Annotated in this window: 20 protein-coding genes; 6 read left to right on the top strand and 14 right to left on the bottom strand. The window is 72.6% G+C overall.

Annotated elements, in window-relative coordinates; translation table 11 throughout:
• The first annotated feature begins 77 nt into the window (after positions 1 to 77).
• Positions 78 to 2,384, top strand: coding sequence for an endopeptidase La (gene lon / locus CFP66_RS06315; protein WP_094921010.1), 2,307 nt, complete (start codon positions 78 to 80; stop codon positions 2,382 to 2,384).
• 58 nt (positions 2,385 to 2,442) lie between these two features.
• On the opposite strand, the gene CFP66_RS06310 is transcribed toward lon, so the two are convergent.
• The 3 genes from CFP66_RS06310 to CFP66_RS06300 form a co-directional block, all read right to left on the bottom strand.
• Positions 2,443 to 3,960 (bottom strand): NCS1 family nucleobase:cation symporter-1, encoded by a 1,518-nt coding sequence (locus CFP66_RS06310; RefSeq protein ID WP_094921009.1) that lies wholly within the window; start codon positions 3,958 to 3,960, stop codon positions 2,443 to 2,445.
• 108 nt (positions 3,961 to 4,068) lie between these two features.
• Positions 4,069 to 4,968 (bottom strand): formyltetrahydrofolate deformylase, encoded by a 900-nt coding sequence (gene purU / locus CFP66_RS06305; RefSeq protein WP_094921007.1) that lies wholly within the window; start codon positions 4,966 to 4,968, stop codon positions 4,069 to 4,071.
• 3 nt (positions 4,969 to 4,971) lie between these two features.
• The gene (locus CFP66_RS06300) at positions 4,972 to 5,478 is read right to left on the bottom strand and encodes a DUF2505 domain-containing protein (protein WP_094921006.1); all 507 of its coding nucleotides are present in this window, start codon (positions 5,476 to 5,478) and stop codon (positions 4,972 to 4,974) included.
• Between the two features lie 55 nt (positions 5,479 to 5,533).
• Between CFP66_RS06300 and CFP66_RS06295 the strand changes: the two genes are divergently transcribed.
• Both CFP66_RS06295 and CFP66_RS06290 read left to right on the top strand, forming a co-directional pair.
• Positions 5,534 to 6,583, top strand: coding sequence for a UDP-N-acetylmuramate dehydrogenase (locus tag CFP66_RS06295; RefSeq protein ID WP_233159171.1), 1,050 nt, complete (start codon positions 5,534 to 5,536; stop codon positions 6,581 to 6,583).
• Positions 6,584 to 6,681: 98 nt separating this feature from the next.
• Complete coding sequence (locus CFP66_RS06290) at positions 6,682 to 7,860, top strand: Ig-like domain-containing protein (protein ID WP_094921003.1); 1,179 nt, start codon at positions 6,682 to 6,684, stop codon at positions 7,858 to 7,860.
• A gap of 16 nt (positions 7,861 to 7,876) precedes the next feature.
• On the opposite strand, the gene CFP66_RS06285 is transcribed toward CFP66_RS06290, so the two are convergent.
• Positions 7,877 to 8,470, bottom strand: a complete 594-nt coding sequence (locus CFP66_RS06285) for a TetR/AcrR family transcriptional regulator (RefSeq protein WP_094921001.1) — start codon at positions 8,468 to 8,470, stop codon at positions 7,877 to 7,879.
• Between the two features lie 64 nt (positions 8,471 to 8,534).
• On the opposite strand from CFP66_RS06285, the gene CFP66_RS06280 reads away from it, so the two are divergent.
• A complete protein-coding gene (locus tag CFP66_RS06280; protein ID WP_094920999.1) occupies positions 8,535 to 9,359 on the top strand; it encodes an SDR family NAD(P)-dependent oxidoreductase in 825 nt (274 codons plus the stop codon).
• A 71-nt stretch (positions 9,360 to 9,430) separates the two neighbouring features.
• Positions 9,431 to 9,643, top strand: a complete 213-nt coding sequence (locus tag CFP66_RS06275) for a hypothetical protein (protein WP_094920998.1) — start codon at positions 9,431 to 9,433, stop codon at positions 9,641 to 9,643.
• Between the two features lie 1,419 nt (positions 9,644 to 11,062).
• On the opposite strand, the gene CFP66_RS06270 is transcribed toward CFP66_RS06275, so the two are convergent.
• The 4 genes from CFP66_RS06270 to CFP66_RS06255 all read right to left on the bottom strand — a co-directional run bounded on the left by CFP66_RS06270 (position 11,063) and on the right by CFP66_RS06255 (position 14,469).
• Entirely contained in the window at positions 11,063 to 11,986 is a 924-nt protein-coding gene (locus CFP66_RS06270; protein ID WP_094920996.1) for an SMP-30/gluconolactonase/LRE family protein, read from the bottom strand.
• The gene (locus CFP66_RS06265) at positions 11,983 to 13,269 is read right to left on the bottom strand and encodes an MFS transporter (RefSeq protein ID WP_094920995.1); all 1,287 of its coding nucleotides are present in this window, start codon (positions 13,267 to 13,269) and stop codon (positions 11,983 to 11,985) included. Before CFP66_RS06265 ends, CFP66_RS06270 begins: the two co-directional genes overlap by 4 nt.
• 75 nt (positions 13,270 to 13,344) lie before the next feature.
• Positions 13,345 to 14,082 (bottom strand): SDR family NAD(P)-dependent oxidoreductase, encoded by a 738-nt coding sequence (locus CFP66_RS06260; protein WP_094920993.1) that lies wholly within the window; start codon positions 14,080 to 14,082, stop codon positions 13,345 to 13,347.
• 135 nt (positions 14,083 to 14,217) lie between these two features.
• Entirely contained in the window at positions 14,218 to 14,469 is a 252-nt protein-coding gene (locus CFP66_RS06255; protein WP_094920992.1) for a DUF2530 domain-containing protein, read from the bottom strand.
• Positions 14,470 to 14,517: 48 nt separating this feature from the next.
• Between CFP66_RS06255 and CFP66_RS06250 the strand changes: the two genes are divergently transcribed.
• Positions 14,518 to 15,957 (top strand): NCS2 family permease, encoded by a 1,440-nt coding sequence (locus CFP66_RS06250; RefSeq protein ID WP_094921634.1) that lies wholly within the window; start codon positions 14,518 to 14,520, stop codon positions 15,955 to 15,957.
• Between the two features lie 122 nt (positions 15,958 to 16,079).
• Here CFP66_RS06250 and CFP66_RS06245 read toward each other — a convergent pair whose 3' ends face one another.
• From CFP66_RS06245 to CFP66_RS06220, 6 genes are all read right to left on the bottom strand, one after another.
• The gene (locus CFP66_RS06245; RefSeq protein WP_094920990.1) at positions 16,080 to 17,114 is read right to left on the bottom strand and encodes a glycoside hydrolase family 16 protein; all 1,035 of its coding nucleotides are present in this window, start codon (positions 17,112 to 17,114) and stop codon (positions 16,080 to 16,082) included.
• A gap of 1 nt (position 17,115) precedes the next feature.
• Positions 17,116 to 17,721, bottom strand: a complete 606-nt coding sequence (locus CFP66_RS06240) for a hypothetical protein (protein WP_094920988.1) — start codon at positions 17,719 to 17,721, stop codon at positions 17,116 to 17,118.
• 4 nt (positions 17,722 to 17,725) lie between these two features.
• Positions 17,726 to 18,865: a hypothetical protein gene (locus CFP66_RS47825; RefSeq protein WP_094920987.1), complete on the bottom strand. Its 1,140-nt coding sequence runs from the start codon at positions 18,863 to 18,865 to the stop codon at positions 17,726 to 17,728.
• Positions 18,866 to 18,868: 3 nt separating this feature from the next.
• On the bottom strand, positions 18,869 to 19,588 hold the full coding sequence (locus CFP66_RS06230) for a hypothetical protein (protein ID WP_143517131.1): 720 nt from the start codon (positions 19,586 to 19,588) through the stop codon (positions 18,869 to 18,871).
• Positions 19,585 to 20,406, bottom strand: coding sequence for a hypothetical protein (locus CFP66_RS06225; protein ID WP_094920984.1), 822 nt, complete (start codon positions 20,404 to 20,406; stop codon positions 19,585 to 19,587). Before CFP66_RS06225 ends, CFP66_RS06230 begins: the two co-directional genes overlap by 4 nt.
• A gap of 235 nt (positions 20,407 to 20,641) precedes the next feature.
• On the bottom strand, positions 20,642 to 22,153 hold the full coding sequence (locus CFP66_RS06220; protein WP_094920982.1) for a glutamate--cysteine ligase: 1,512 nt from the start codon (positions 22,151 to 22,153) through the stop codon (positions 20,642 to 20,644).
• Between the last annotated feature and the right edge of the window lie 175 nt (positions 22,154 to 22,328).

Below are 22,328 nucleotides of genomic sequence, written 5' to 3'. Positions count from 1 at the left end.
CAAGGTTCCTGCGTTCGCTCCCGGCGGACTTACTTGAACGCTGGAATGGTGACAACGGTGTAAGCGTTGAGCCGGGCATGACAGAGACGCTGAAGCTGCCGGTGCTTCCGCTCGCCGACTCGGTGGTGCTGCCCGGCATGGTGGTTCCCGTCCGGCTGGACCAGCCGGAGATCCAGGCAGCGGTCGACGCGGCCAACAGCGTTGACCGCCAGGTGCTCGTCGTCCCCCGCCTCGACGGCAAGTACGCAGCCGTGGGCACGGTCGCCGTCCTCGAGCAGGTCGGCAGGCTCCCCAGCGGGGAGAAGGCGGCCGTGGTGCGCGGCGAGGGCCGCGCGCAGATCGGCTCGGGTGTCACCGGGCCCGGTGCGGCCCTGTGGGTGGAGGCCACGCCGGTCGAGGACGGGCCGGTCACCGGCCGGACCACCGAGCTGGCCAAGGAGTACAAGTCCCTCGTGATCGGGATCCTGCAGCAGCGCGGCGCGTGGCAGGTCGTCGACTCGGTGCAGCAGATCACCGACCCCGGCCAGCTCGCCGACACCGCGGGCTGGGCCTCCTACCTCGACCTCGAGCACAAGGCCCAGCTGCTCGCCGAGACCGACGTGACGGCGCGGCTGGAGCTGCTGCTCGAGTGGACGAAGGCGCACGTCGCCGAGCAGGAGGTCTCCGAGAAGATCGCCACCGACGTCCGCGAGGGCGTGGAGAAGACCCAGCGCGAGTTCCTGCTGCGCCAGCAGCTCGCCGCGATCCGCAAGGAGCTGGGTGAAGGCGAGCCCGAGGGCTCCGACGACTACCGCGCCCGGGTGGAGGCCGCAGAGCTTCCCGACGACGTGCGCAAGGCGGCGCTCAAGGAGGTCGACAAGCTCGAGCGCAGCTCCGACCAGAACCCCGAGGCGGGCTGGATCCGCACCTGGCTCGACACGGTCCTCGACATCCCGTGGAGCACGCGCACGGAGGACACCGACGACCTCGTCGCCGCTCGTGCCGTGCTCGACGCCGACCACGCCGGTCTCGACGACGTCAAGGAGCGGCTCGTCGAGTTCCTCGCCGTCCGGGCCCGGCGCGAGCGCAAGGGCAAGGAGAAGGTCGGCGGCCGCGGCTCCGGAGCCGTGCTGTCGCTCGTGGGCCCGCCCGGCGTCGGCAAGACGTCGCTGGGGGAGTCGGTCGCCCACGCGTTGGGCCGCAAGTTCGTGCGCGTCGCCCTGGGCGGTGTGCGCGACGAGGCCGAGATCCGCGGGCACCGGCGCACCTACGTCGGCGCGCTGCCGGGCCGGATCGTCCGCGCGATCCGCGAGGCCGGCTCGATGAACCCGGTCGTGCTGCTCGACGAGATCGACAAGGTCGGCAGCGACTTCCGCGGGGACCCCACCGCGGCGCTGCTCGAGGTGCTCGACCCGGCGCAGAACCACACGTTCCGCGACCACTACCTCGAGGTCGACCTCGACCTGTCCGACGTGCTGTTCCTCGGCACGGCCAACAGCTACGACACCATCCCGGGCCCGCTGCTGGACCGCATGGAGCTCGTGACCCTCGACGGCTACACCGAGGCGGAGAAGGTCGCCATCGCCCGCGACCACCTGCTGCCCCGGCAGGTCGAGAAGGCCGGGCTGGAACCGTCGGACGTCGAGTTCACGGACGTGGCGCTGTCGATGATCGCTGCCGAGTACACGCGCGAGGCCGGCGTGCGGCAGCTGGAGCGGGGTCTGGCAAAGGTCCTGCGCAAGGCCGCGGTGCAGCTCGACAGCGGGACCGAGGCCCCCGTGCACGTCGACGCCGACGCGCTGGTCGGCTACCTCGGCCGGCCGAAGTTCACGCCGGAGTCGGCCGAGCGCACCTCGACGCCGGGCGTCGCCACCGGGCTCGCCGTCACCGGTGCCGGAGGGGACGTGCTGTTCATCGAGGCCACGGCGATGGAGGGCGAGCCGGGGCTGACCCTGACCGGGCAGCTCGGCGACGTCATGAAGGAGTCGGTGTCGATCGCGCTGTCCTACCTGCGATCGAAGGGCCTGGCCGGTGACCTGGCGCAGCGCAAGCTCCACGTGCACGTGCCCGCCGGCGCGGTGCCCAAGGACGGCCCGAGCGCCGGCATCACGATGACCACGGCGCTCGCCTCGCTCGCGAGCGGGCGGCCGGTGCGCTCGAGCGTCGGCATGACCGGTGAGGTCACGCTGCAGGGCAAGGTCCTGCCGATCGGCGGCGTCAAGCAGAAGCTGCTGGCGGCCCACCGCGCCGGGCTCACCGACGTGATCATCCCGAAGCGTAACGAGCCCGACCTCGACGACCTGCCGGAGTCGGTGCGCGGCGAGCTGAGGGTGCACCCGGTGGCGGACGTGAGCGAGGTCCTGGAGCTGGCGTTGGAGCCGGCTCCGGTGTCCGCCGCAGCCTGATCCGCTGACGAACGGCACTCTGGTCGGCATCTAGCCGACGAGAGTGCCGTTCGTTGCGTTATGCCGGGCGGCGGGAGCCGGGCAGCGTCAGCGCCGCGTACACCACGAACCCGATCGCCAGCCCGACCATCCAGCTGTAGTCGTAGAGCGGCTTGAGCAGCGGGATCAGCCCGTCGGCGGGGAAGGGGCCACTGCCCTCCGCGGAGTAGGCGCCGCCGACCGCGCCCACCGCACCGAGCGCGGTGGCCACCACCGCGCGCCAGTTCCAGCCGGAGGTGAACCAGTACCGGCCGCCGGGGCGGTAGAGCTCGGCCAGGTCGAGGTGGGTGCGGGAGATGAGCCAGTAGCCGGCGATGAGCACGCCCGCCACCGACGCCAGCACGCCACCGTAGAAGCCGAGCCAGGTGAAGATGTAGATCTGCGGGTCCGACACCAGCCGCCACGGCTGGATGAGGATGCCGATCACCCCGGTGAGCAGCCCGGCTGTGCGGAAGCTCAGCAGGCGGGGCAGGGCGTTGGAGAAGTCGTAGGACGGGCTCACGACGTTGGCGGCGACGTTCGCCGAGATCGTGGCGAGCACCGCCATCACGAGGCCGATCACGACCACGATCGGACTGGAGAAGCGGCTCGCGACCTCCACCGGGTCCCAGATCGCCTCCCCGTACAGCACGATCGTGCCCGACGTGACGACGATCGAGACCATCGAGATGAACGACATCGTGGTGGGCAGCCCGTACACCTGGCCGAGCACCTGCGTGCGCTGGTTGCGGGCGAACCGGGTGAAGTCGGGCATGTTCAGGGACAGGGTCGCCCAGAAGGCGATCATGCCCATCAGCGCGGGCCAGAAGACCGGCCAGAAATCGGCGCCCCAACCCAGCTCGGAGGGCTGCGCGAAGATCGGGCCGAACCCGCCGACCTCGACGAGGACCCAGACCATCAGCGCCAGGAACGCCACCGTGACGAGCGGCGCCGCCCAGTTCTCGAACCGGCGCAATGCTTCGATCCCGCGCCAGATGATGGCCATCTGCAGCAACCAGAACACCGCGAACGAGAGCCAGACGGTCCACGCGTACCCGCCGAACCCGGGGGCGTCGGTCCACGCTGGTCCGATGAGCTCGCCGACGACCACGTAGATCGCCTGCCCGCCCACCCAGGTCTGGATGCCGAACCAGCCGCAGGCGATGAATGCGCGGAGCAGGGCCGCGAGGTTCGCCCCGCGCAGGCCGTAGAAGGCGCGGGCGAACACCGGGAACGGGATCCCGTATTTGGTGCCCGCATGGCTGTTGAGCAGCAGTGGGACCAGAACGACCAGGTTCGCGAGCGTGATGGTCAGGAAAGCCTGCAACCAGTTCATGCCCAGCGCGATGAGCCCGGATGCGAGCAGGTAGCTGGGAATGTTGTGCGCCATGCCCATCCACAGCGCCGCGTAGTTGTACGTCGTCCACGTGCGCTTCGGCAGGGGGGTGGGCAGCAGCTCCTCGTTCACGAAGCTGTTCGTGCCGATCGCCGACCGGTCGGTGAGGTCGACGCGGCCGAGGTGGTCGGTCTCCTGTGAGCGGGGACTGACGGTCGTCATCAGGAGTTCCTCCACGGCCGTGGTGGCTGTCGGTGCAGCCGTCAGGCTGTGAGCGGGAACCTATTGTCCGGCGCGGGGTGTGGCAATGGTCCACAGCGCCGGTCCTGCTCAGCGGAAGACGATCGTCTTGTTGCCGTGCACGAGCACCCGGTCCTCCAGGTGCCAGCGCAGCCCGCGGGAGAGGACCAGGCGCTCGATGTCGCGGCCCCGGCGGACCATGTCGGCGGCGGTGTCGCCGTGGTCCACGCGGATCACGTCCTGCTCGATGATCGGGCCGGCGTCCAGGTCGGGCGTGACGTAGTGGCAGGTGGCGCCGATCAGCTTCACTCCGCGCGCGTACGCCTGGTGGTAGGGGCGTGCGCCGATGAAGGACGGCAGGAAGCTGTGGTGGATGTTGATCGCGCGGCCCGCCCACTCCCGGCACAGGTGCGGGGGCAGGATCTGCATGAACCGGGCGAGTACCACGGCATGCGGATCGTGCCGGTCGACGAGTTCGCTGACCTGCCCGAAGGCCCGTTCCTTCGCGGCGGCGCGCGTGTCCGGGTCGCCGCCGGGCGCCGGGAACGGCACGTGGTGGAACGGCACCCCGTGCGCCCGCACGATGTCGCCCAGCGGCTCGTGGTTGCCGATCACGGCGGCCAGCCGCACCGGGAGCTCCCCGGCGGCGACGCGGCCGAGCAGGTCGTGCAGGCAGTGCGGTTCGGTGCTGACCAGCAGCACCGCGGTCTTCGGCTCCCGGCTGTCGGTGACCGTCCAGCTCGCCTCGCCGCCGAGCTCCGCTGCGACGCCCGCGAACCGCGCCCGCAGCTCGTCCGCGTCGAACGGGAGCGAGTCGGCCCGCACCACCTGCCGGGTGAAGAACCAGCCGGTGTGCGGGTCGGAGTGGTAGCCCGCCTCGACGATCCACCCGCCCGCGTCGGCCAGGAAGGTCGAGATGCGGGCGACGATCCCCGTGGTGTCCGGGCAGCTCAGGGTGAGGACGTAGCGGTGTTCCGCACGTGGCTCCATGGCTCAGCGGCCCCCGGCCAGCCACTGCTGCGTGAACGCCGACTCCGCCGTCAGCAGCTTCCGTACCTGATCCGCCACCACACCCTCGATCTTGCCGCCGAGGAGCGGCACCTGGACGGTGACGTCCGCGCGCACCTGCAGTTCGCTGCCGCCGTCGGGGGAGTCGCGCAATCGCATCCCGCCCACGGCGGACGCGGGGGTGCCCGGGATCGCCACCTGGACATCGCCCAGGTAGTGCCCGCTCTCCTGGCGGGTCCAGCGCTCCGTGCGCTCGATCGTGAGGTCGCCGGGCAGCACGCCGCGCACCGCGGGCGGCAGGTCCTTCGCGTCGAGGCCGTGCCGGAGGCGGTAGCGCGCGCCCTCGGTCTCGGCCGTGTGCTCCAGCAGGTCGGCACCCGGTCCGCCGATGCGCTGCAGCCGGGAGCGCAGGTAGTCGGGGTCCACCATCGTCGCGTACACCTCGTCGGCCGGGTACTGCGACGTGGAGCTGTAGTCGATCTGCCGAGACATGCGCGGAGGCTACCGCCGCCCGGACCCCGCGCCGGGTGCCATACCGTTGGCCATCGTGCCCGTACCCGACGTGCTCCCCCTGCCGACGCAACGGCTCGCCCCGTTGACGACGCTGCGGCTCGGCGGGCCCGCGCGGAGGCTCGTGGAGGCCACGAGCGCCGACGCCGTCGTCGATGCGGTGCGTGCCGCCGATGCGTCGGGTGAACCGCTGCTGGTGCTCGGCGGCGGATCCAACGTGGTGATCGCCGACGACGGCTGGCCGGGCACCGTCGTGCACGTCGCGAGCACCGGGCGCGAGGTGCACCGCAGGCCGGACGGGTCGGTGCTGCTCACCGTCGAGGCCGGCACCGACTGGGACGACGTGGCCGCCGCCTGCGTCGCCGACGGGCTGGGCGGGCTGGAATGCCTGTCCGGCATCCCGGGACGGACCGGCGCCACGCCCGTGCAGAACGTCGGCGCCTACGGGGTGGAGGTCGCCGACGTGCTGGTCGACGTCGACCTCTACGACCGTCGGACCGGTGCGGTGCGTCCCCACGTGCCGGCCGCCGAGCTGGGCCTCGGCTACCGCACCAGCCTGCTGAAGGGCCGTGACGACGCGGTCGTGCTGCGGGTGCGGTTCGCGCTGCCCGGCAGCGGTGCGAGCGCGCCCGTGCGCTACCCCGAGCTCGCCCGGACCCTGGGCGTCCAGCCCGGCGCGCAGGTGCCCACCGCGGCGGCCCGCGAGGCCGTGCTCGACCTGCGCCGGGGCAAGGGAATGGTGCTCGACGCGGCCGACCACGACACGTGGAGCGCCGGATCGTTCTTCACCAACCCGGTGCTGCCCGAGGCCGAGGCCCCCGAGGGGGCGCCCCGCTGGCCGGCGGGGCCCGGCCTGGTCAAGGTGCCCGCGGCGTGGTTGATCGAGCAGGCCGGCTTCCGCCGTGGCCACACCGGCCCGGGCGGTCGGGTGGCGCTGTCGGGCAAGCACGTCCTCGCCCTCACCAACCGCGGGGAGGGCACCACCGCCGACCTGCTCGCCCTGGCGCGAGAGGTCCGTGAGGGCGTGCGCGAGCGGTGGAACGTGATGCTGCACCCGGAACCCGTTCTGGTCGGGTGCACCCAGTGACGGCCGCGTAACCTGGCGAACAGGGGCCCACAGCAGGACAACCCGCGGCGCTCTCCGTGCGTCTTCGGCTGTGGGGAGCTCTTGCTAGGGGGACGCGAGTGTTGCGAAGAATTCTGCTCGCACTAGCCATCGTGCTGTGCGGCGTGCTCGGGGTGGCCACCATCGCCACCGCTGACGGCTCCGGGGTGACGACCCCGACGGTGCCGCCGGTGCTCGCGCCGCCGGCCGCGCTCGCGTACGCGCCCGTGGCCGCCGCAACCGGGATCGACCCCCGCGAGCAGGCCACCGTCAGCGTCACCGACGGCACGCTGGACGCCGTCACGCTCACCGGGCCCGACGGCGCCGAGGTGGCGGGCGAACCGGATGCCGAGCGCACCTCGTGGAGCAGCACCGAGGAGCTGCAGTACGACACCACCTACACGTGGAGCGGCAGCGCTACGGGCGAGGACGGCGCCCCGGTGCCGGTGCAGGGGTCGTTCACGACGATCTCCCCCGAGTCGATCGCGCGGGGGATCGTCAACATCGGCGACGGCCGCACCGTCGGCGTGGCCGCGCCCATCCGCATCCAGTTCGACGAGCACGTCGAGGACCGGGCCGCGGTCGAGCGGGCGCTGTCGGTCGAGACGTCGGTGCCGGTCGAGGGAGCCTGGGGCTGGCTGCCCGACGAGGGCGGCGGTTCGCGCGTGGACTGGCGCCCGCGCGAGTACTGGCCCACCGGCACGCAGGTCACCGTCACCGCCGACCTGTTCGGCGTGCCCTACGGCGGCGGGGCCTACGGCGCGGCCGACGTCACCAGCACGTTCGAGATCGGGCGCTCGCAGATCGTGAAGGCCGACGCCGCCAGCCACCGCGTGACCGTCATCCGGGACGGCCAGGAGGTTTTCGACTTCCCGGCGAGCTTCGGGCTCGACTCGGACCCCCGGCGCAACACCCGCACCGGCGTCCACGTCGTCACCGAGAAGTTCGCCGATCGGCGGATGGTGAGCGAGACCTTCGACTACGACGTGATGATGAAGTGGGCGGTCCGGATCAGCAACAACGGTGAGTTCCTCCACGCCCAGCCCGCGACGGTGTCGGCGCAGGGCTCGTCGAACGTCAGCCACGGCTGCATCAACCTCTCCCCGGAGGATGCGAAGGCCTACTACGACACGGCGCTCTACGGCGACCCCGTCGAGGTCACGGGAACCGGTGTCGATCTGTCGCCCCGCGACGGCGACATCTGGGACTGGACGCTGTCCTGGGAGGACTGGAAGGGCCTGTCCGCGCTGAACAGCTGACGGCGAGTACGACTTCTCACGCCTGAACGGTGATGCTCGCCATGGCGCGGTCGATGCAGTCGGCGAGGGAGCCCGTGGACGCGAGCCAGGCGTGCTGGGCGGCGACCAGGCAGCCGAAGGCTGCGGCCGTGATCGCTCGCGGGGCGGGATCGTCGGGGGCGTAAGGAGAACCGGCTGCGTCGGCCCGATCGAGCAGCACCGCCACGACGGCGTCCTGGATGCTGTGCAGCTGCTGCAGGTACACCGCGAGCAGGGCTGGCGTCTCGAACACCACCCGCTGGATGGGCTTCGTGATCTCCTGCTGGTCCGGCGTACCCACGATGTCGAAGAGCCGGCGCAGCGACGTCCACACCGGTTCGTCGCCCGGGCGCGCGCGCAGGATGTCGAGCATGGCGTCGGTGCGGAGGTCGAGCTTGCCGACCACGATGTCTTCCTTCGTGGCGAAGTAGCGGAAGACGCTGCGCTGGGACATCCCGGCGGCGGCGGCGATGTCGTCGATCGTCGTGGCGTCGTAGCCGCGTGAGACGAACAGGGCGAGGGCCGCGTCGGCGATCTCCTTCTGCACCGCTCGGCGGGTGCGCTCGCGGAGGCGGGACTGCGGGCTGGTCATGGTGTGCCGAGCGTATCACTGACGGTTGTGGCAGAGACTGACAAAGCTGACGTAAACTGTCGTCATGTCCCAGACCATCGTCATCACCGGCTCGAGCAACGGCATCGGTGCCGCCGCGGCGCGCCGGCTACGCCAGGACGGTCACCACGTCGTCGTAGTCGGCCGCTCTCCGCAGAAGACCCAGGCCGTTTCCCGTCAGATCGGCGCCGACTACTTCATCGCCGACTTCACGCGCCTCGACGAGGTGCGCAAGCTCGCCGCCGAGCTGGACGGCGCCTATCCCCGGATCGACGTGCTCGCCAACAACGCGGGCGGCGTCTTCGGCGATCGCACGAAGACGGTCGACGGGTTCGAGATGACCTTCCAGATCAACCACCTGGCGCCGTTCCTGCTCACCCGGCTGCTGCTCGACAAGCTGATCGCCTCCCGCGCCACGGTGATCCAGACCTCCAGCGTCGGCGCCCGCATGGCCGGCAAGCTCGATGTCGACGACCTCAACCACGACCGCGCCTTCAACCCGGTAGCGGTCTACAACGCCAGCAAGCTGGAGAACATCCTGTTCACCGGCGAGTTGCACCGCCGCTACCACGCCCTGGGCATCTCCACCGCCGCCTTCCACCCCGGCAACGTCGCGACGAGCTTCGGGACCGAGTCCGACAGCCGCCTGATGCGGTTCATCACCACCAACCGGCTGACCCGCGCGATGCTGACGACCCCGGAGAAGGGGGCCGACCAACTGGTCTGGCTCGCCGAGAGCCGGCCGGGCGTCGACTGGCAGTCCGGCACCTACTACGAGAAGCGCAAGCCGGCCAAGCGGGTCAACCCGCAGACCCGCGACACCGATCTCGCCCGCTCCCTCTGGGCACGCTCCGAACAGCTGACCGGCTGACTCCGCGACCGCGGACACGGCGTTCGTGCCGCCGCCCGGTTGGGGCCTGCCGACCTCGGGTACGCGCGGGCATGCATCCCGACGAGCTGAGCGACCAGGTCGAACGCCGCGCCGTGCCGCTCCCGGAGGAGGCGCGCGTGGCCGACGGCGACGAGGACCGCCACGCCGAGGCCGCGGAGATCCTGCACGACTCCGAGGAGCGGGTGGACGAGGCGGCCACCGGCCCGCGCCCGGCCGATGCGGCCCGGGAGAACCGTCCGACCGAGGAGACCGCCGGCCCCTGACCGGGGCCGCGGGGCGCCGTGATCATCGGTTCTGTGCAGGAACGGCGATATCGCGCCTGGTTGCTGAACCGGTCACGGCCCGCACCGCGGACGCTGCGTCGATCACGGCACACGGTGGTCGGTCGATCGCTGACCACGACCGTCCGCCCATGGTCGACGCTGCTGGTCGGGACGCGGCGCGCGGTGATCGATCCGATCAGTACCTGGCGGCGGTCGCTGCGACGGTGGCGTACATGTCGGAGCGATCACGGCCGGGTGATCGTTCCGATCAGTACCTGGCGGCGGTCGCTGCGACGGTGGCGTACTTGTCGGAGCGATCACGGCCAGGTGATCGGTCCGAGCAGTGCGTGGGTGCTGTCGCGGCGACGTCAGGTGCTTCTCGCAGCGATCACCACCGGGCCTCCGAGGCCCGAGTCGGCCGCACGCTGGATCTGTCGCCCTCGCACCATTTTCGCTGTTCATGGCCACTTCGCGTTCCGTACCGCGCCGGTTGCATGATCAATGAGACGTGAGCGGGGTTTGCTGGAGATCAAACCCCGCTGAGGTCTCGCTCGTGGCGCATCCTGCGGTCGTGGCCGTCCAGGTTCCGTGCCCGTTGCATGACCACGTAGACGTGAGCGGGGTTCGGGGAAGATTCAACCCCCGCTCACGTCTACGTCGTCGTGGAATCTCCTGTGGGCGGGCCGTTCCCGGCTCGCGGCCATTGCCTCACGCTCCGGCCTTGGTCTTCGGCGTAGTCGGCCGGGTTTCCCCTGCTGCTGCCTGTCGGTGGGGTGGCCGGGTTGGCAGAACTGCCGAATATCGGGGTTGGGTGGGCGGCCGTCCCCGGCGCGGGCCCAGGCCTGTCCGGGACGAGTCCGCCCCTGCTGCGTGCTCGCCCACCTTGCGGTGGTCCCGTTCCACCGCCTCACGATGATCATCGGTCCGGTTCGAGGCGCGTTCACCTCTCATGATCGGCGGGATCGGGACATGGGCTGCAGGGGGCCTGTTGTCGAATCGGTCAGGCCCGCACCGCGGGCGCTGCTCGATCACGGGCAGATGGTGGTCGGTCGATCTTCGGTCACGACCGTCCGCCCGTGCTCGACGCTGCCGGCCGGGGCGCGGTGCGCGGTGATCGATCTGATCGGTACCTGGGGGCGGATGCGACGACGTGGCGTACATGTCGGAGCGATCACGGCCAGGTGATCGATCCGAGCAGTACCTGGGTGCGGGCGCGGCGACGGTGGCGTACGGGTCGGAGTGATCAAGGTCGGGTGATCGGTGCGAGCAGTGCGTGGGTGCTGTCGCGGCGACGTCAGGTACTTCTCGCAGCGATCACCATCGCGCGTCCGCGGGCCCCGACTCGGCAACACGCTCTATCCGGCCGCTTTCGCGCCGAACCGACGATCTCGGACGTGGTCCGCGGGCGGGAGGGGCCGATCAGATCCCGCGCAGCAAGGCCGCGGCGTCGCGCACCGTGGTGCGGATCCGGTAGAGCGTGGTGCTGGCCGCGACGTAGAGGGTGCACCCGTCGTCGCCGCCGAAGCACACGTTCGCGATCTTCTCCGGCACCGGGACCAGGCCGAGCGGCTCCCCGGACGGCGCGAACACCTGCACCGAGTCGTGGCTCGAGGTCCACACGTTGCCGTGCTCGTCCACGCGGAAGCCGTCGGGCACGCCGGGCTGCACGGCGGCGAACTCGCGGCCGTTCTTGCACAACCGGCCGTCGAGGACGTCGTAGACGTGGATCGAGTGCCCCGGCGGGCGGGTCGGGTCGCGGTGTCCCCGGGTGGGGGAGTCGGCCGAGTCGGCGACGTAGAGCAGGGACTCGTCGGGGGAGAAGGCGAGGCCGTTGGGCATCTCGACGTCGATCACGACCGGGATGACCGAGCCGTCCCGGGGGTCGTGGCGGAACACGTAGTGGTCGCCGTACTCGAGCTCTCCCGGATGGCCTTCGCCCGGCTTGCGGATGCCGTAGGACGGGTCGGTGAACCAGATCGTGCCGTCGCTCTTCACGACGACGTCGTTGGGCGAGTTGAACCGCAGCTCGGTCCACCGATCGACGACGATCTCGACGACGCCGCCGCGGTCGCGCTCCACGGCGCGCCTGCCGTGCGAGCACTGGATCACCGAGCCGTCCACGTCGAGCGTGCGGCCGTTGGTGAACTCGACGTCCTCGGCGTAGACCGACAGCTCGCCGGTCGTCTCCGAGAACTGCAGGATGCGGTTGTTCGGGATGTCGCTGTAGCGCACGGCGTGTTCGGCACCGATCCACACCGGTCCTTCCGCCCAGGTCGAGCCGGTGGCCACGGCCTCCAGTTCGGCGCCGGGCTCGAGCAGCCCTGACTCGAGCAGCTCGGTCATCGTCGTACCTCCACGGTCTCGGTCATCCGGGCCAGCGGCAGCAGCCCGAGCAAGCAGATCACGGCGAGCACGACGTAGTGCACCGTGAACCCGGCATTGTCGATGATCCAGCCCGACACCGCGGCAGCGAGCACGCCGGACACGCCGAGAGCGATCCCGATCATGATGCCCATCGCGGTGCCGGCCGCGCGCGGCACCGAGTCGATCAGCAGGGCGTAGACCACGGGGAAGGGGGCGTTGCGGAACAGGCCCCACGCGAGCAGCACGATCCACGCGCTCGCCGGGCTGGTGATCAGGGTCATCGCCAGCAGGGTCACGGTCCAGCCGATCACCAGGAACCGGATCGCGAACTTGCGGCCCGCGTGGTCGGACCACGCGCCCCAGACGACCTGCCCGATCCAGCCCGTGAGCCCCGAGACGCCGGACAGCAGCGCGGCCAGACCGAGGCCCATGCCCGCATCCACCATCTGAACGGTCAGGAACGTCACCGCGCCCGCTTCCGCCCACAGGAAGAGGAAGATCAGCACGACCGACCAGCGCACGTTCGCGTGGGCGAGGGCCTCCTTGACGGGGGCGAGGCCGGCGCCGCGGGGGCGGCTGGACAGCTCGGGCAGCGGGCGGGTGAGGCCGCGGTAGTCGATCCAGTCGTAGACCTTCTGCTGGTTGCGCCGCGTGCCGAGGAACGCCTGCACGACGATGATCGGGATTCCGAGCAGCGGGATGAGCAGGAACGCCTCGCGCCACCCGGCCACGCCGAGCACGGCCGCGATCAGCGCGCCGGTGAGGAACTGCCCGAGCGGGAAGCCGGTGTGGTGCACGCCGACGGCGAACCCGCGGTACTCCTTGGGCCACCACTCGCTGACCAGGGCGACGTTCACCGGTTCGGACCCGCCGCGGCTGATCCCCATCGGGATGCGGAGCAGCAGGAACGCCGCGAAGCTGCCGGCCAGCCCGAACGTGAGCGCGCCGCCGAGGATCCCGATGATCATCGCGACGTTCCAGGTCCAGGTGCGCCGGTACCCGGTGCCGATGCGGTCCGACAGCCACCCGAACCCCAGCGCCCCGACGATGAGCCCGGCGAAGAACACCGAGTTCACCAGCCCTGCCTGGGCCGCGGTGAGCGTGAACTCCTCCTGGATCGCCGGCAGCACCGCGGGCAGGATCCCGCCGTCCACCGCCGTCATCAGGATGGCGCCGGTGGTGACGGCCAGGGTCGCCCAGGACAGCGGGTGGGCGCGGGGCACCCAGGACGCCGGGCGCGCGCCGGTGGGCTTGTCGGACACCGGCGACCTCGCTGACGCATCGGGGAAGACGATCAGTGCTCATCCTCTGGGCCGGGCGCCCGTCCGGTCAACCGGTCAGGTGTCGCGGTGCGCCCGCGTTGCGCTCGCCTGGGCGCGCGGCTTGAGCACGATCTGGTCGAGGTTCACGTGCGAGGGCCGGGTGGCGGCGAACGCGATCACCTCGGCCACGTCCTCGGGGGTGAGCGGGGTGATCCCGCGGTAGACGCCGGCTGCGCGCTCGGCGTCACCGCCGAAGCGGACCAGCGAGAAGTCCGTCTCGACCATGCCCGGCAGCACCTCGGTGAGCCGAACCGGTTGTCCCAGCAGCTCGCCGCGCAGCGTGCGGTGCAGCACCGACTGCGCGTGCTTGGCACCCGTGTACCCGGCGCCGTTGTCGTAGGCCTCGATCGCCGCGATCGAGGTGATGGTGACGATGTGCCCGTCGCCGGAGGCCAGCAGCGCCGGCAGCAGCGCCTTGGTGACGCGCAGCGTGCCCATCACGTTGGCCTCGAACATCCAGCGCCACGCGTCCTCGTCGGCCTCGGCCACCGGCTCGAGGCCCTTCGCGCCGCCCGCGTTGTTCACGAGCAGCCGGCAGTCCGGCACGGCCGCGCCGAACGCGGCGACCGACTCGGCGTCGGTGACGTCGAGGCGCAACGCGGTGCCGTCGATCCCGGCCGCGATCTCCGCGCACCGGTCCACCCGCCGGGCCCCGAGCACGACGTGGAACCCGGCCCCGGCGAGCGCGCGAGCGGTGGCGGCCCCGATGCCGGAACTGGCCCCGGTGACGACGGCGGTGGGTCGATCAGTCATGGGGGAAGCCTAAGAGCCCTCGAAGGGCGCCCGACACCTGCACTCACGGCGCGATACGCGTGCACCCACACACCGACTCGCGGGGGCGGGCCGGTTTCCCGCGAGTCGGGGTCTGCGTGCGCACGTGTCGCGGCCCTACTCCAGGCCTTGCTGGGCCGTGCGGCTGCCTCGGCGGGCTGCTGCCCGCTGCCAAGTGAAGATCGCCCAGCCGATCCCGCCGAGCAGTGCGCCCGCCAGGCAGGTGGTGAACCAGATGTCCAGGGGACGCAGGCCCGCCCACGCCGCGACGAGCAGCGCGGCGGCCGCGAGCAGCCACAGGGTCGTGCCCACGAGCACCACCGTGCGCACCTGGGTGAGCCGGGGCGGCAGGGGCGGGGGCGCGACCACCGGGCCAGCGTACGTGCCGTCGCGCCGGGTGTGCCTTAGCTTGTGCGCGTGATCGAGCGCCTCTTCCGCGTGTCCGAACGCGGCTCCACCATCGGTCGTGAGCTGCGTGGCGGCCTCGTGACGTTCGTGACGATGGCCTACATCGTCGTGCTCAACCCGCTGGTCCTCGGCAGCGTCTCGCCCGACGGACCCGGCGCCAAGCCGGACGCGCTGGGCAACGTCCTCGCCGTACCGCAGGTCGCGGCCGTCACGGCGCTCGTCGCCGGCGTCATGACGCTGCTGTTCGGCCTGATCGTGAACTACCCGTTCGCGATCGCGACGGGGTTGGGGATCAACGCGCTCGTGGCGTTCACCCTGGCGCCGCTGATGAGCTGGCCGGAGGCGATGGGGCTGGTCGTCGTCAACGGGCTGGTGGTCGTCGCGCTCGCGGCGTCGGGCTTCCGCACAGCGGTGTTCAACGTGGTGCCCGCCCCGCTCAAGGCCGCGATCGCGGTGGGGATCGGGCTGTTCATCGCGTTCATCGGGTTCGTCGACGCGGGGTTCGTGCGCCGCATCGCCGACGCCGCAGGCACGACGGTGCCCGTCGGGCTGGGCATCGGCAACTCGATCGCCTCCTGGCCGACGTTCGTGTTCGTGGTGGGGCTGCTGCTCACCGGGATGCTGGTGGCGCGCGGGGTGCGGGCGGGCCTGCTGATCGGCGTGGCCGTCACCACGGTGATCGCCGTCGTCGTCGAGGCCATCGTCGCGGTGGGGCCCTCGGCAGGCACCAACCCGCGCGGGTGGGCGCTCTCGGTGCCCGCACTGCCGGACAGCGTCGTCGGGCTGCCGGACCTCTCGCTCGTGGGTGCCGTGTCCTTCGGCGCCTTCGCCCACGTCGACCTGCTCACCGTGCTGCTGCTGATCTTCAGCCTGGTGCTCGCCGACTTCTTCGACACGATGGGCACGGTCACCGGGCTCGGCCGCCAGGCCGGCTTCATCCGCGAGGACGGGCAGCTGCCCAAGATCGGGCCCGCGCTGGTGGTGGACGCGGCGGGCGCGGTGGCGGGTGGGCTGGCGTCGTCCTCCTCGAACACGGTGTACGTCGAGTCCGCTTCCGGGATCGCCGAGGGCGCGCGGACCGGCCTCGCCAACGTGCTCACGGGCGCGCTGTTCCTGCTCGCGATGTTCTTCACCCCGCTCTACGCCGTGGTCCCGATCGAGGCGGCCGCACCGGCGCTGGTGATCGTCGGCGCCCTGCTGGTCCGGCAGGTCACCGAGATCGACTTCTCCGAGTTCCGGGTGGCGCTGCCGGCCTTCCTGACGATCGTGGTCATGCCCTTCACCTACTCGATCGCCAACGGGATCGGCGCCGGCTTCATCTCGTACGTGGCACTCTCGGTGGCCACCGGCCGCGCACGCACCGTGCACCCGCTGATGTGGGTGGTCGCGGCGGCGTTCGTCGGCTACTTCGCGGTGGGCCCGCTGCAGGCGTTGTTCGGCGGCGCATGATCCGGGGGTTGCGCGAACAGGAGAGGGTAGGCTAACCTCAGCTCGTCGCTTCGTGGTGGGAGCGGCGCGTCAGTTCGGGAAAGCTGTGGGGCTCGGCCGTCAGGCCGGGCCCCACAGCCGTATCAGGAGCCCTCCACCGCGTACTGGCGCACCCAGTCGACGTGCATGGTCGATTCCTGCGGGGTGTCGCCCTCGGGGAACCAGTCGAGCTGGATGCACAGGTGCATCGGGCCGGGCGGGAAGATGCTGGTGTCGGTGCTGCGGTACCACTCCTCGCCGTCCACGTACGCCGTGATCGCCTCCGGTGTCCACTCCACCGCCCAGTTGTGCCACTCGGTGCCGTCGACCTCCACCTGCCCGTTGACCTGCGAGTTGTCCTCCCCGTAGTGGATGAAGATGTCGGTGGCCTGCCGCGTGTGGTCGAGCATCTCCATGAAGTCGATCTCGCCTCCCACCGGGAAGTCCTCCGCGTCGGGCCAGAGCAGCAGCAGCGCGTTGTAGGAGGGGTCGGACGCGGGCGCGCGCACCCGCCCCTCCCACCGCCCGTACTTCTGCCCCGGGTTCCAGGCCATCCCCGCCGTGGTGCCGGCGGAGTCTCCCGTGATGGTCAGGATCCCGTCCTGGACGGTGACGGCCGACGGTGAGCGCGTGCCCTCGCCCGCGTGACCGGGGCCGTCGTAGATGTCCCACTGCTCGGTGCCGCCGGTGAAGTCGTCCTCGCGGTTCGGCGTGCCCCAGCCGTGGACGGCCGCGGCCGTGGTGCCCTCGCTGCCCGAGTCCTCCGCCGCTGCCGCCGGTTCCTGCGCCCCGGAGCGGGCGTCGTCGCCGCTGCCGCGCCCCGTGTCCCCAGGCTCGGCGCGATCCTCGTCCCCCTCCTCGCTTCCCGCGTCCGCGCTCCCGGGGTCGCGCCCGTCGGCTCCTGTGCGCTCGCCGGGAGGCGCCTGCGGGTCGTCGGGCACGGGATCGGCCGGCTCCCGGTCCGTGTCGGGCCCCGTGCCGGATCCCGTGCCGGCCCGTTCGGGCTCGACGACGCTCACCGACGGTTCCGGTGGAGCGCCGCCCGGGGCCGCGGTGCCCGGCGCGACGACGACCACGACGACCGCGATGCCTGCGGCCAGGTACTTGCGGATCAGCTCCTCGATCTCCTCGAAGCTCACGTCAGTCCTCCCCGGCGAGGAGGTCGGGCGTGGCGGGGGAGTCGGCGGCCACCAGCCAGCGGCCGTCGGGCCAGCGGGCGAGCACCACGTGCCGGGTGACGAGGTCGACGACCGCGGTGCCTCCCGGCGGCCCCGTGGCGGTGCCGACCTCGGCCCGGTAGGCGCGTCTGCGGTCACCGGGGTCGGCGGTGACGAGTGCCAGCGCCGTGACGGTGGCGGTGCGTTCCTGGCCCGGAGGCGGCGGGTCGACGACGACCACGCCGACCGTGGCCGGCGGGCTTCCCGGCACCGCGTACGCGGAGCCCCGCAGCGAGGTGCGCCCGGCGTCGTCCGGGGTGCTCGAGTGGGCGGCCGCGAGGTAGGCGCGCGCGACCGCGTCCGGATCGGTCGGGTCGACCGTGGGATCGGCCGGCGGAGCAGGCGCTCCGCGCTGCACCGGCGCGGCGTCCACGGCGCGCCGGTCCTCCTCCCCGATCGTCGCCCCGGGCGGCGGGTCACCGGACGGCGGGGTGGCGCTCGTGGCGCCACCGACCAGGGAGAACACGAGCACGGCAACCGCCGCGGTGGCGAGGGCGGCGAGCAGGGAGATCCGGGTCTGTCGGGTCACGGTGTCACTCCCGGAAGCTGATGTGCACGTGGTCGAAGTGGCCGCCGGTGGGGTCGCGGACGTCGTAGACCCCGCCGCCGCTGTACCGCTTGCCCCAGCCCTCGCCCCGGTCCTCCACGTCCGGCGCCCAGTAGCGGCCCTGCCAGATCAGGTACTTGACGTGCAACGGCTCCGCGTTGCTGCGGAACCAGTTGGCCACCTGCCAGCCGGACTCCAGGTCGGTGCCCTCCGCGAAGGTGCCCGGCTCGGTGGGGAACAGGTCGCAGGCCCGCCCGCGCGAGTGGTCGCTGCGCGGGTTCCAGGCGTGCTCGTCCCAGCAGCCGGCGGAGCGGATCACCGGACCGTCCGAGACGCTGCCGAACGCCGCCTCCGCGGCCTCCAGTCCGTGCCGGGTGGCTCCGGTGAGGCAGCCGTCGCCGGTGGGGTCGGGCGACTTGCAGCCGGTGGCGCCGCCGGTCCACGGCGTGGGTGCGGCGAGCGTCGCCGGTTCCTTCGTCGCCGGTTCCGGCGCGCTGAAGCGTTCGAGGTTGGCGTGCACCGCGGCGACGTAGCGGGCGACGACCTGCGCGCAGCGCTCCCCACAGCCCGCCTCCCCCGCCTGCGGGATGCCGGTCTCGCTGCCGGTGACCCGGCCGCATCCGGCGATGTGGCAGACGAGCATCGCGTCGAGCGGGGCGGTGGCCTTCCCGGTGGCCTGAAGGTGCGCGGTGACCGCTCGCAGGTTCGCGCAGACCCAGGGCACCGCCACCCGCAGGTGCGCCTCGGCGGACAGGACCTCGGCGTCCTCCTCGGGGGGGTCGGACGTCCACGGGTGCCCGCCCGCGGCCTCCCAGTTCTGCCCGCTGAACTGGTAGAGCCCGGCCGGCCCGCCCGCACGCGACGAGGCGAGCGCCGCGTCCCAGCCGGACTCGGCCTGCACCTGCGCCACGACCCACACCGGTGGCAGCTCCGGACAGTGAGTGGCGGTGAGCTCGGTGATCAGCGGGAGGGCGTCGCGGGCCGGCGCGGGGACGGCGTCGGTGGCCACCCCGGACACGGGGTCGGAGGCCGGCGGGTCGGCGGGCGCGGCGCCCATGAGCAGCACCGCCGCCAGGGCGGCGAATGCGGTGGCGAGCGGCCTGCGCCTCCTGGTCGTGCGTGTCACCGCTCACCCCGCCCGCCCCGCCGGGAGGGGCGGGGGCCCGGCTTCGAGGGTGTCGTCGTCGGGCTCGGGACCGGGGAAGGCCCACGCCGGGGCGGGCGCCGTGGTGGTCCGTGCCGGCGTGAGCGGCGGCCTGGTGAGCGGCGGGGTGACGATCGGTGTCGCGGCCGTCGAGGGCGTCGTGGACGAGGACGTGGACGAGCACGCCACGGGCCGGGCGGACGGCTGCAGCCCGCGGCGCAGGCCGCCCGCGACGGGCCGGCTGACCGGCGGCGGGGTCCTGCGTCGGAGCAGCCCGGATTCGGTGAGGGCCTCCACGAGATCGCGCAGGGCGGCGGCGTAGGAGGCGACGTCGCCGGGCAGCGTCTCGGGCGGGAACGCGAGCACCGCCCCGGCGGAGCCGCGCGCGTCGGCCCTGCCGGTCCACCGCGCGAGGTGCGGGAGCGCCAGCACGGCGGTGAGCCCGTGGACCGCCCGCGGCGGCGCGACGGGCGGGCCGGGGGTCCCGGCGAGCACCAGGACCGGACGCGGCCCGGAGGGCGCGCAGGCCAGCGCCGCGGCGTTGCGCAGCGACACCGCGTCGGCCGGGCAGAGCAGGACGTCCGCCTCGACCGCTGTGCCCGGGCGGAGCAGCGCGCCGTCGGTGGCGTGCAGCGCCGCCGCCAGCGTGCTGGTGCCGATGCCCCGGGCCAGGCCGACGATCACCGGGCGGCGCACCGGGCTCACCACGCACCTCCCGGGTGCTCGGCGAGCGGGTCGTCCTCGGCGAGCGTGTGGTCGTCGGGTTCGTCGTCGGGCCGCGGTGGCTCCTGCGCGTCGAGGGTCTCCTCCCACGCGTCGATCGCGAGCCGCCCGCCTTCCAGCACCACGGGCACGCTGAGGCGCACCCAGCAGGCGGCGACGCTGCGCCAGCCACGGCCCGTGGGCGCCGGGGCGACGGAGGGGACACCCACGGGCGGGTGCTCGGGCTCCCGGCCCGGATCGTGCGCGTCGTGCTCGCCCACCGAGCGGTAGGGCGTGACCCGCACGCGGACGTCCACGAGCACGCGCCCGTCGCCGTCGGCGCGGACGCTGCCGGGCAGCGCGAAGTCGGCACGTTGCCGCCCGCGCCCGGTCCACCCGATGCGGGCCGGGTCGCTCCCCGCGACGGCCAGGTAGCCGTGCAGGACCCGCCCGCGGCGTGCCGGGTCGTCCTCGTCCCAGGACAGGTAGTCGACGGCGAACGCCCCGGCCAGCGCGGCGGCGTCCGCCGGGTCAGGTGCCGGTGGCACCCGTGCCGGCCACGCGGGCCGGGCCGGTGTGGGGGGAAAGCCGTACGGGTCGGTGGCGGGCTCGTCGGCGACCGGCGCCGGGAAGGCGGGCCGGGCAGCCTGCGTGGCGGGCCCGCCGGGTGCCGGCCACGCGACGCCGGCGCCCACCGGTGGCGGCTGCCCCGTGGACGGGTAGGGCGGGAGCGAGGGGGGTGCGGAGGCCGGATCGGCCTGTTCCGCGGGAGGTGTCTGCGGGGCGCGTCCGAAGAGCCGGAACCGGGCCACGGTGGTCACCGGTGCGCGAGCGCCGGGGCAGCGCTGCGGTCCGGTGTGCGGGCTGCGGGCATCGTTCCCCCTCTGTCGGGCGCGCCGGGTCGGCCCGCAGGTGGGCTGCGGGCTCGGGGTTCTCCGGAGGTCGCCGGTGCTGCCGGTCGGTGCGCGCACGACGGTAGGAGCGCCCGACGTCGCCGTGGGGCGGAACGGCGAAACGGTTTGCGATAGTGAACGTTCGGAGGGGGCCCGGGGCAGGTCAGCCGGGTAGTGGCCAGGTGTGCACCGGCTCGTTCGCCGCCGAGTGCTCCAGGTAGCGCTCGAGCATCCCGTGCAGGGCCGTGCGCCGGTCGGCGCCCGCCGTCTCGAGCGCCGCCACCGAGTCGAGCTGCCACGAAGCGCCGGTGCGACGGGCGACGCAGCGCTGCTCGATGATCGACAGGAACCGGTCGGTGACGTCGGACTCGACACCCCAGCGCGCGAGCCCGTCGGCCGCCTGCGGGAGCAGCTTGCGCAGCACCAGCTCGTCGGGCCGGATCCAGCCGCTACCCGGCCAGTACAGCGGCCCTTCCAGGCCGTGGCGCGCCGCGGTGGTGAAGTTCTCCTCGGCGGCCTCGAACGACATCATGCTCCACAACGGGCGGTCCGCCTCGACGAGCGTGCGCAGCAGCCCGTAGAAGAACAGCGCGTTGGCGACCATGTCGACGACCGTGGGCCCGGCGGGCAGCACGCGGTTCTCCACCCGGACGTGTGGCACGCCGTCGGCGACGTCGTACACCGGGCGGTTCCAGCGCCAGATCGTGCCGTTGTGCAGGCGCAGCTCGTCCAGGCCGGGGACGTTCCCCGCCTCCAGGTCCGCCATCGGGTCGCTGTCGTCGTCGGTGTGGGGCATGAGGGCCGGGAAGTAGCGGCCGTTCTCGGAGAACAGGTCGAGCACCGAGGTGATCCAGCGCTCCCCGAACCACACCCGCGGCCGCACGCCCTGGTTGCGCAGCTCGGGGGTGCGCACGTCGCAGGACTGCTCGAACAGCGGGATGCGGGTCTCGGCCCACAGCCGGGAGCCGAGCAGGAACGGCGAGTTCGCACCGACGGCCAGCTGCACGCCCGCGAGGCACTGCGCGGCGTTCCAGTAGCCGGCGAACGAATCCGGGTGGACCTGCAGGTGCAGCTGCATCGAGGTGCAGGCGGCCTCGGGTGCGATGGAGTCGAAGTCGGCCGTCAGGTGTTCGGGCTCGACGCCGTGTCGCCCCGACGGGTCGTCGCCGGCGATGTCGAGCCGGATGGGTTCGCCGCGGGCGCCCAGCATCTGCTCGTTGAGCGTCTCGTAGCGGGGGTCGCCCGACAGCGCCCCGGCGACGAGGTCGTGGCGTTGCAACGTCGGCAGGATGCCGATGACGGCCAGCTGCGCCCCGCAGTCCACGGCGCTGGACCGGGCGACGGCGAGCTCGTCGACGAGCTGGCGCTCCAGGTGCTGCCACTGGTCGCCGGGCAGCGGGCGGGGCGGCAGGTTGAGCTCCAGGTTCCAGCGCCCGAGCTCGGACTGGAACTGGGGGGCGCCGATCGCCTCGAGCACCTCGGCTCCCGCGAGGGACGGCGCCAGGTCGTGGTCCACGAGGTTGAGCTCCACCTCGAGGCCGGTCATCGGTTCGTCGTGCGCGAACGGGTGTTCGCGCAGCATGACGGCGAGAGCGTCGAGACAGCGCTGCACCTTTGCGCGGTAGCGCTGGCGATCGCGTCGACTGAACGTCCGCCGGTCGACGTCCTGGCCCATGCGTGCGCTGCCTCCCGGCCCCCGGGTGAACCCGGAGTCGTCTCGATGCTCGCGAGGTCGGCCGCGGCGGCGGCCGCTCACGCGCGGGCTGTCCACCGTGGCACGGGTGGTGATCCCTTCGCTACGGCCGACCGGATGACCGCCGTCGGAGCGTCGGCGTGGCCTGCGACGATGT

Origin of the sequence: Pseudonocardia sp. MH-G8 (genome assembly GCF_002262885.1) — a bacterium.
Lineage (GTDB): Bacteria > Actinomycetota > Actinomycetes > Mycobacteriales > Pseudonocardiaceae > Pseudonocardia.
The sequence above is the reverse complement of the archived record's forward strand: the minus strand, read 5'-3'. Positions and strand labels throughout refer to the sequence as shown.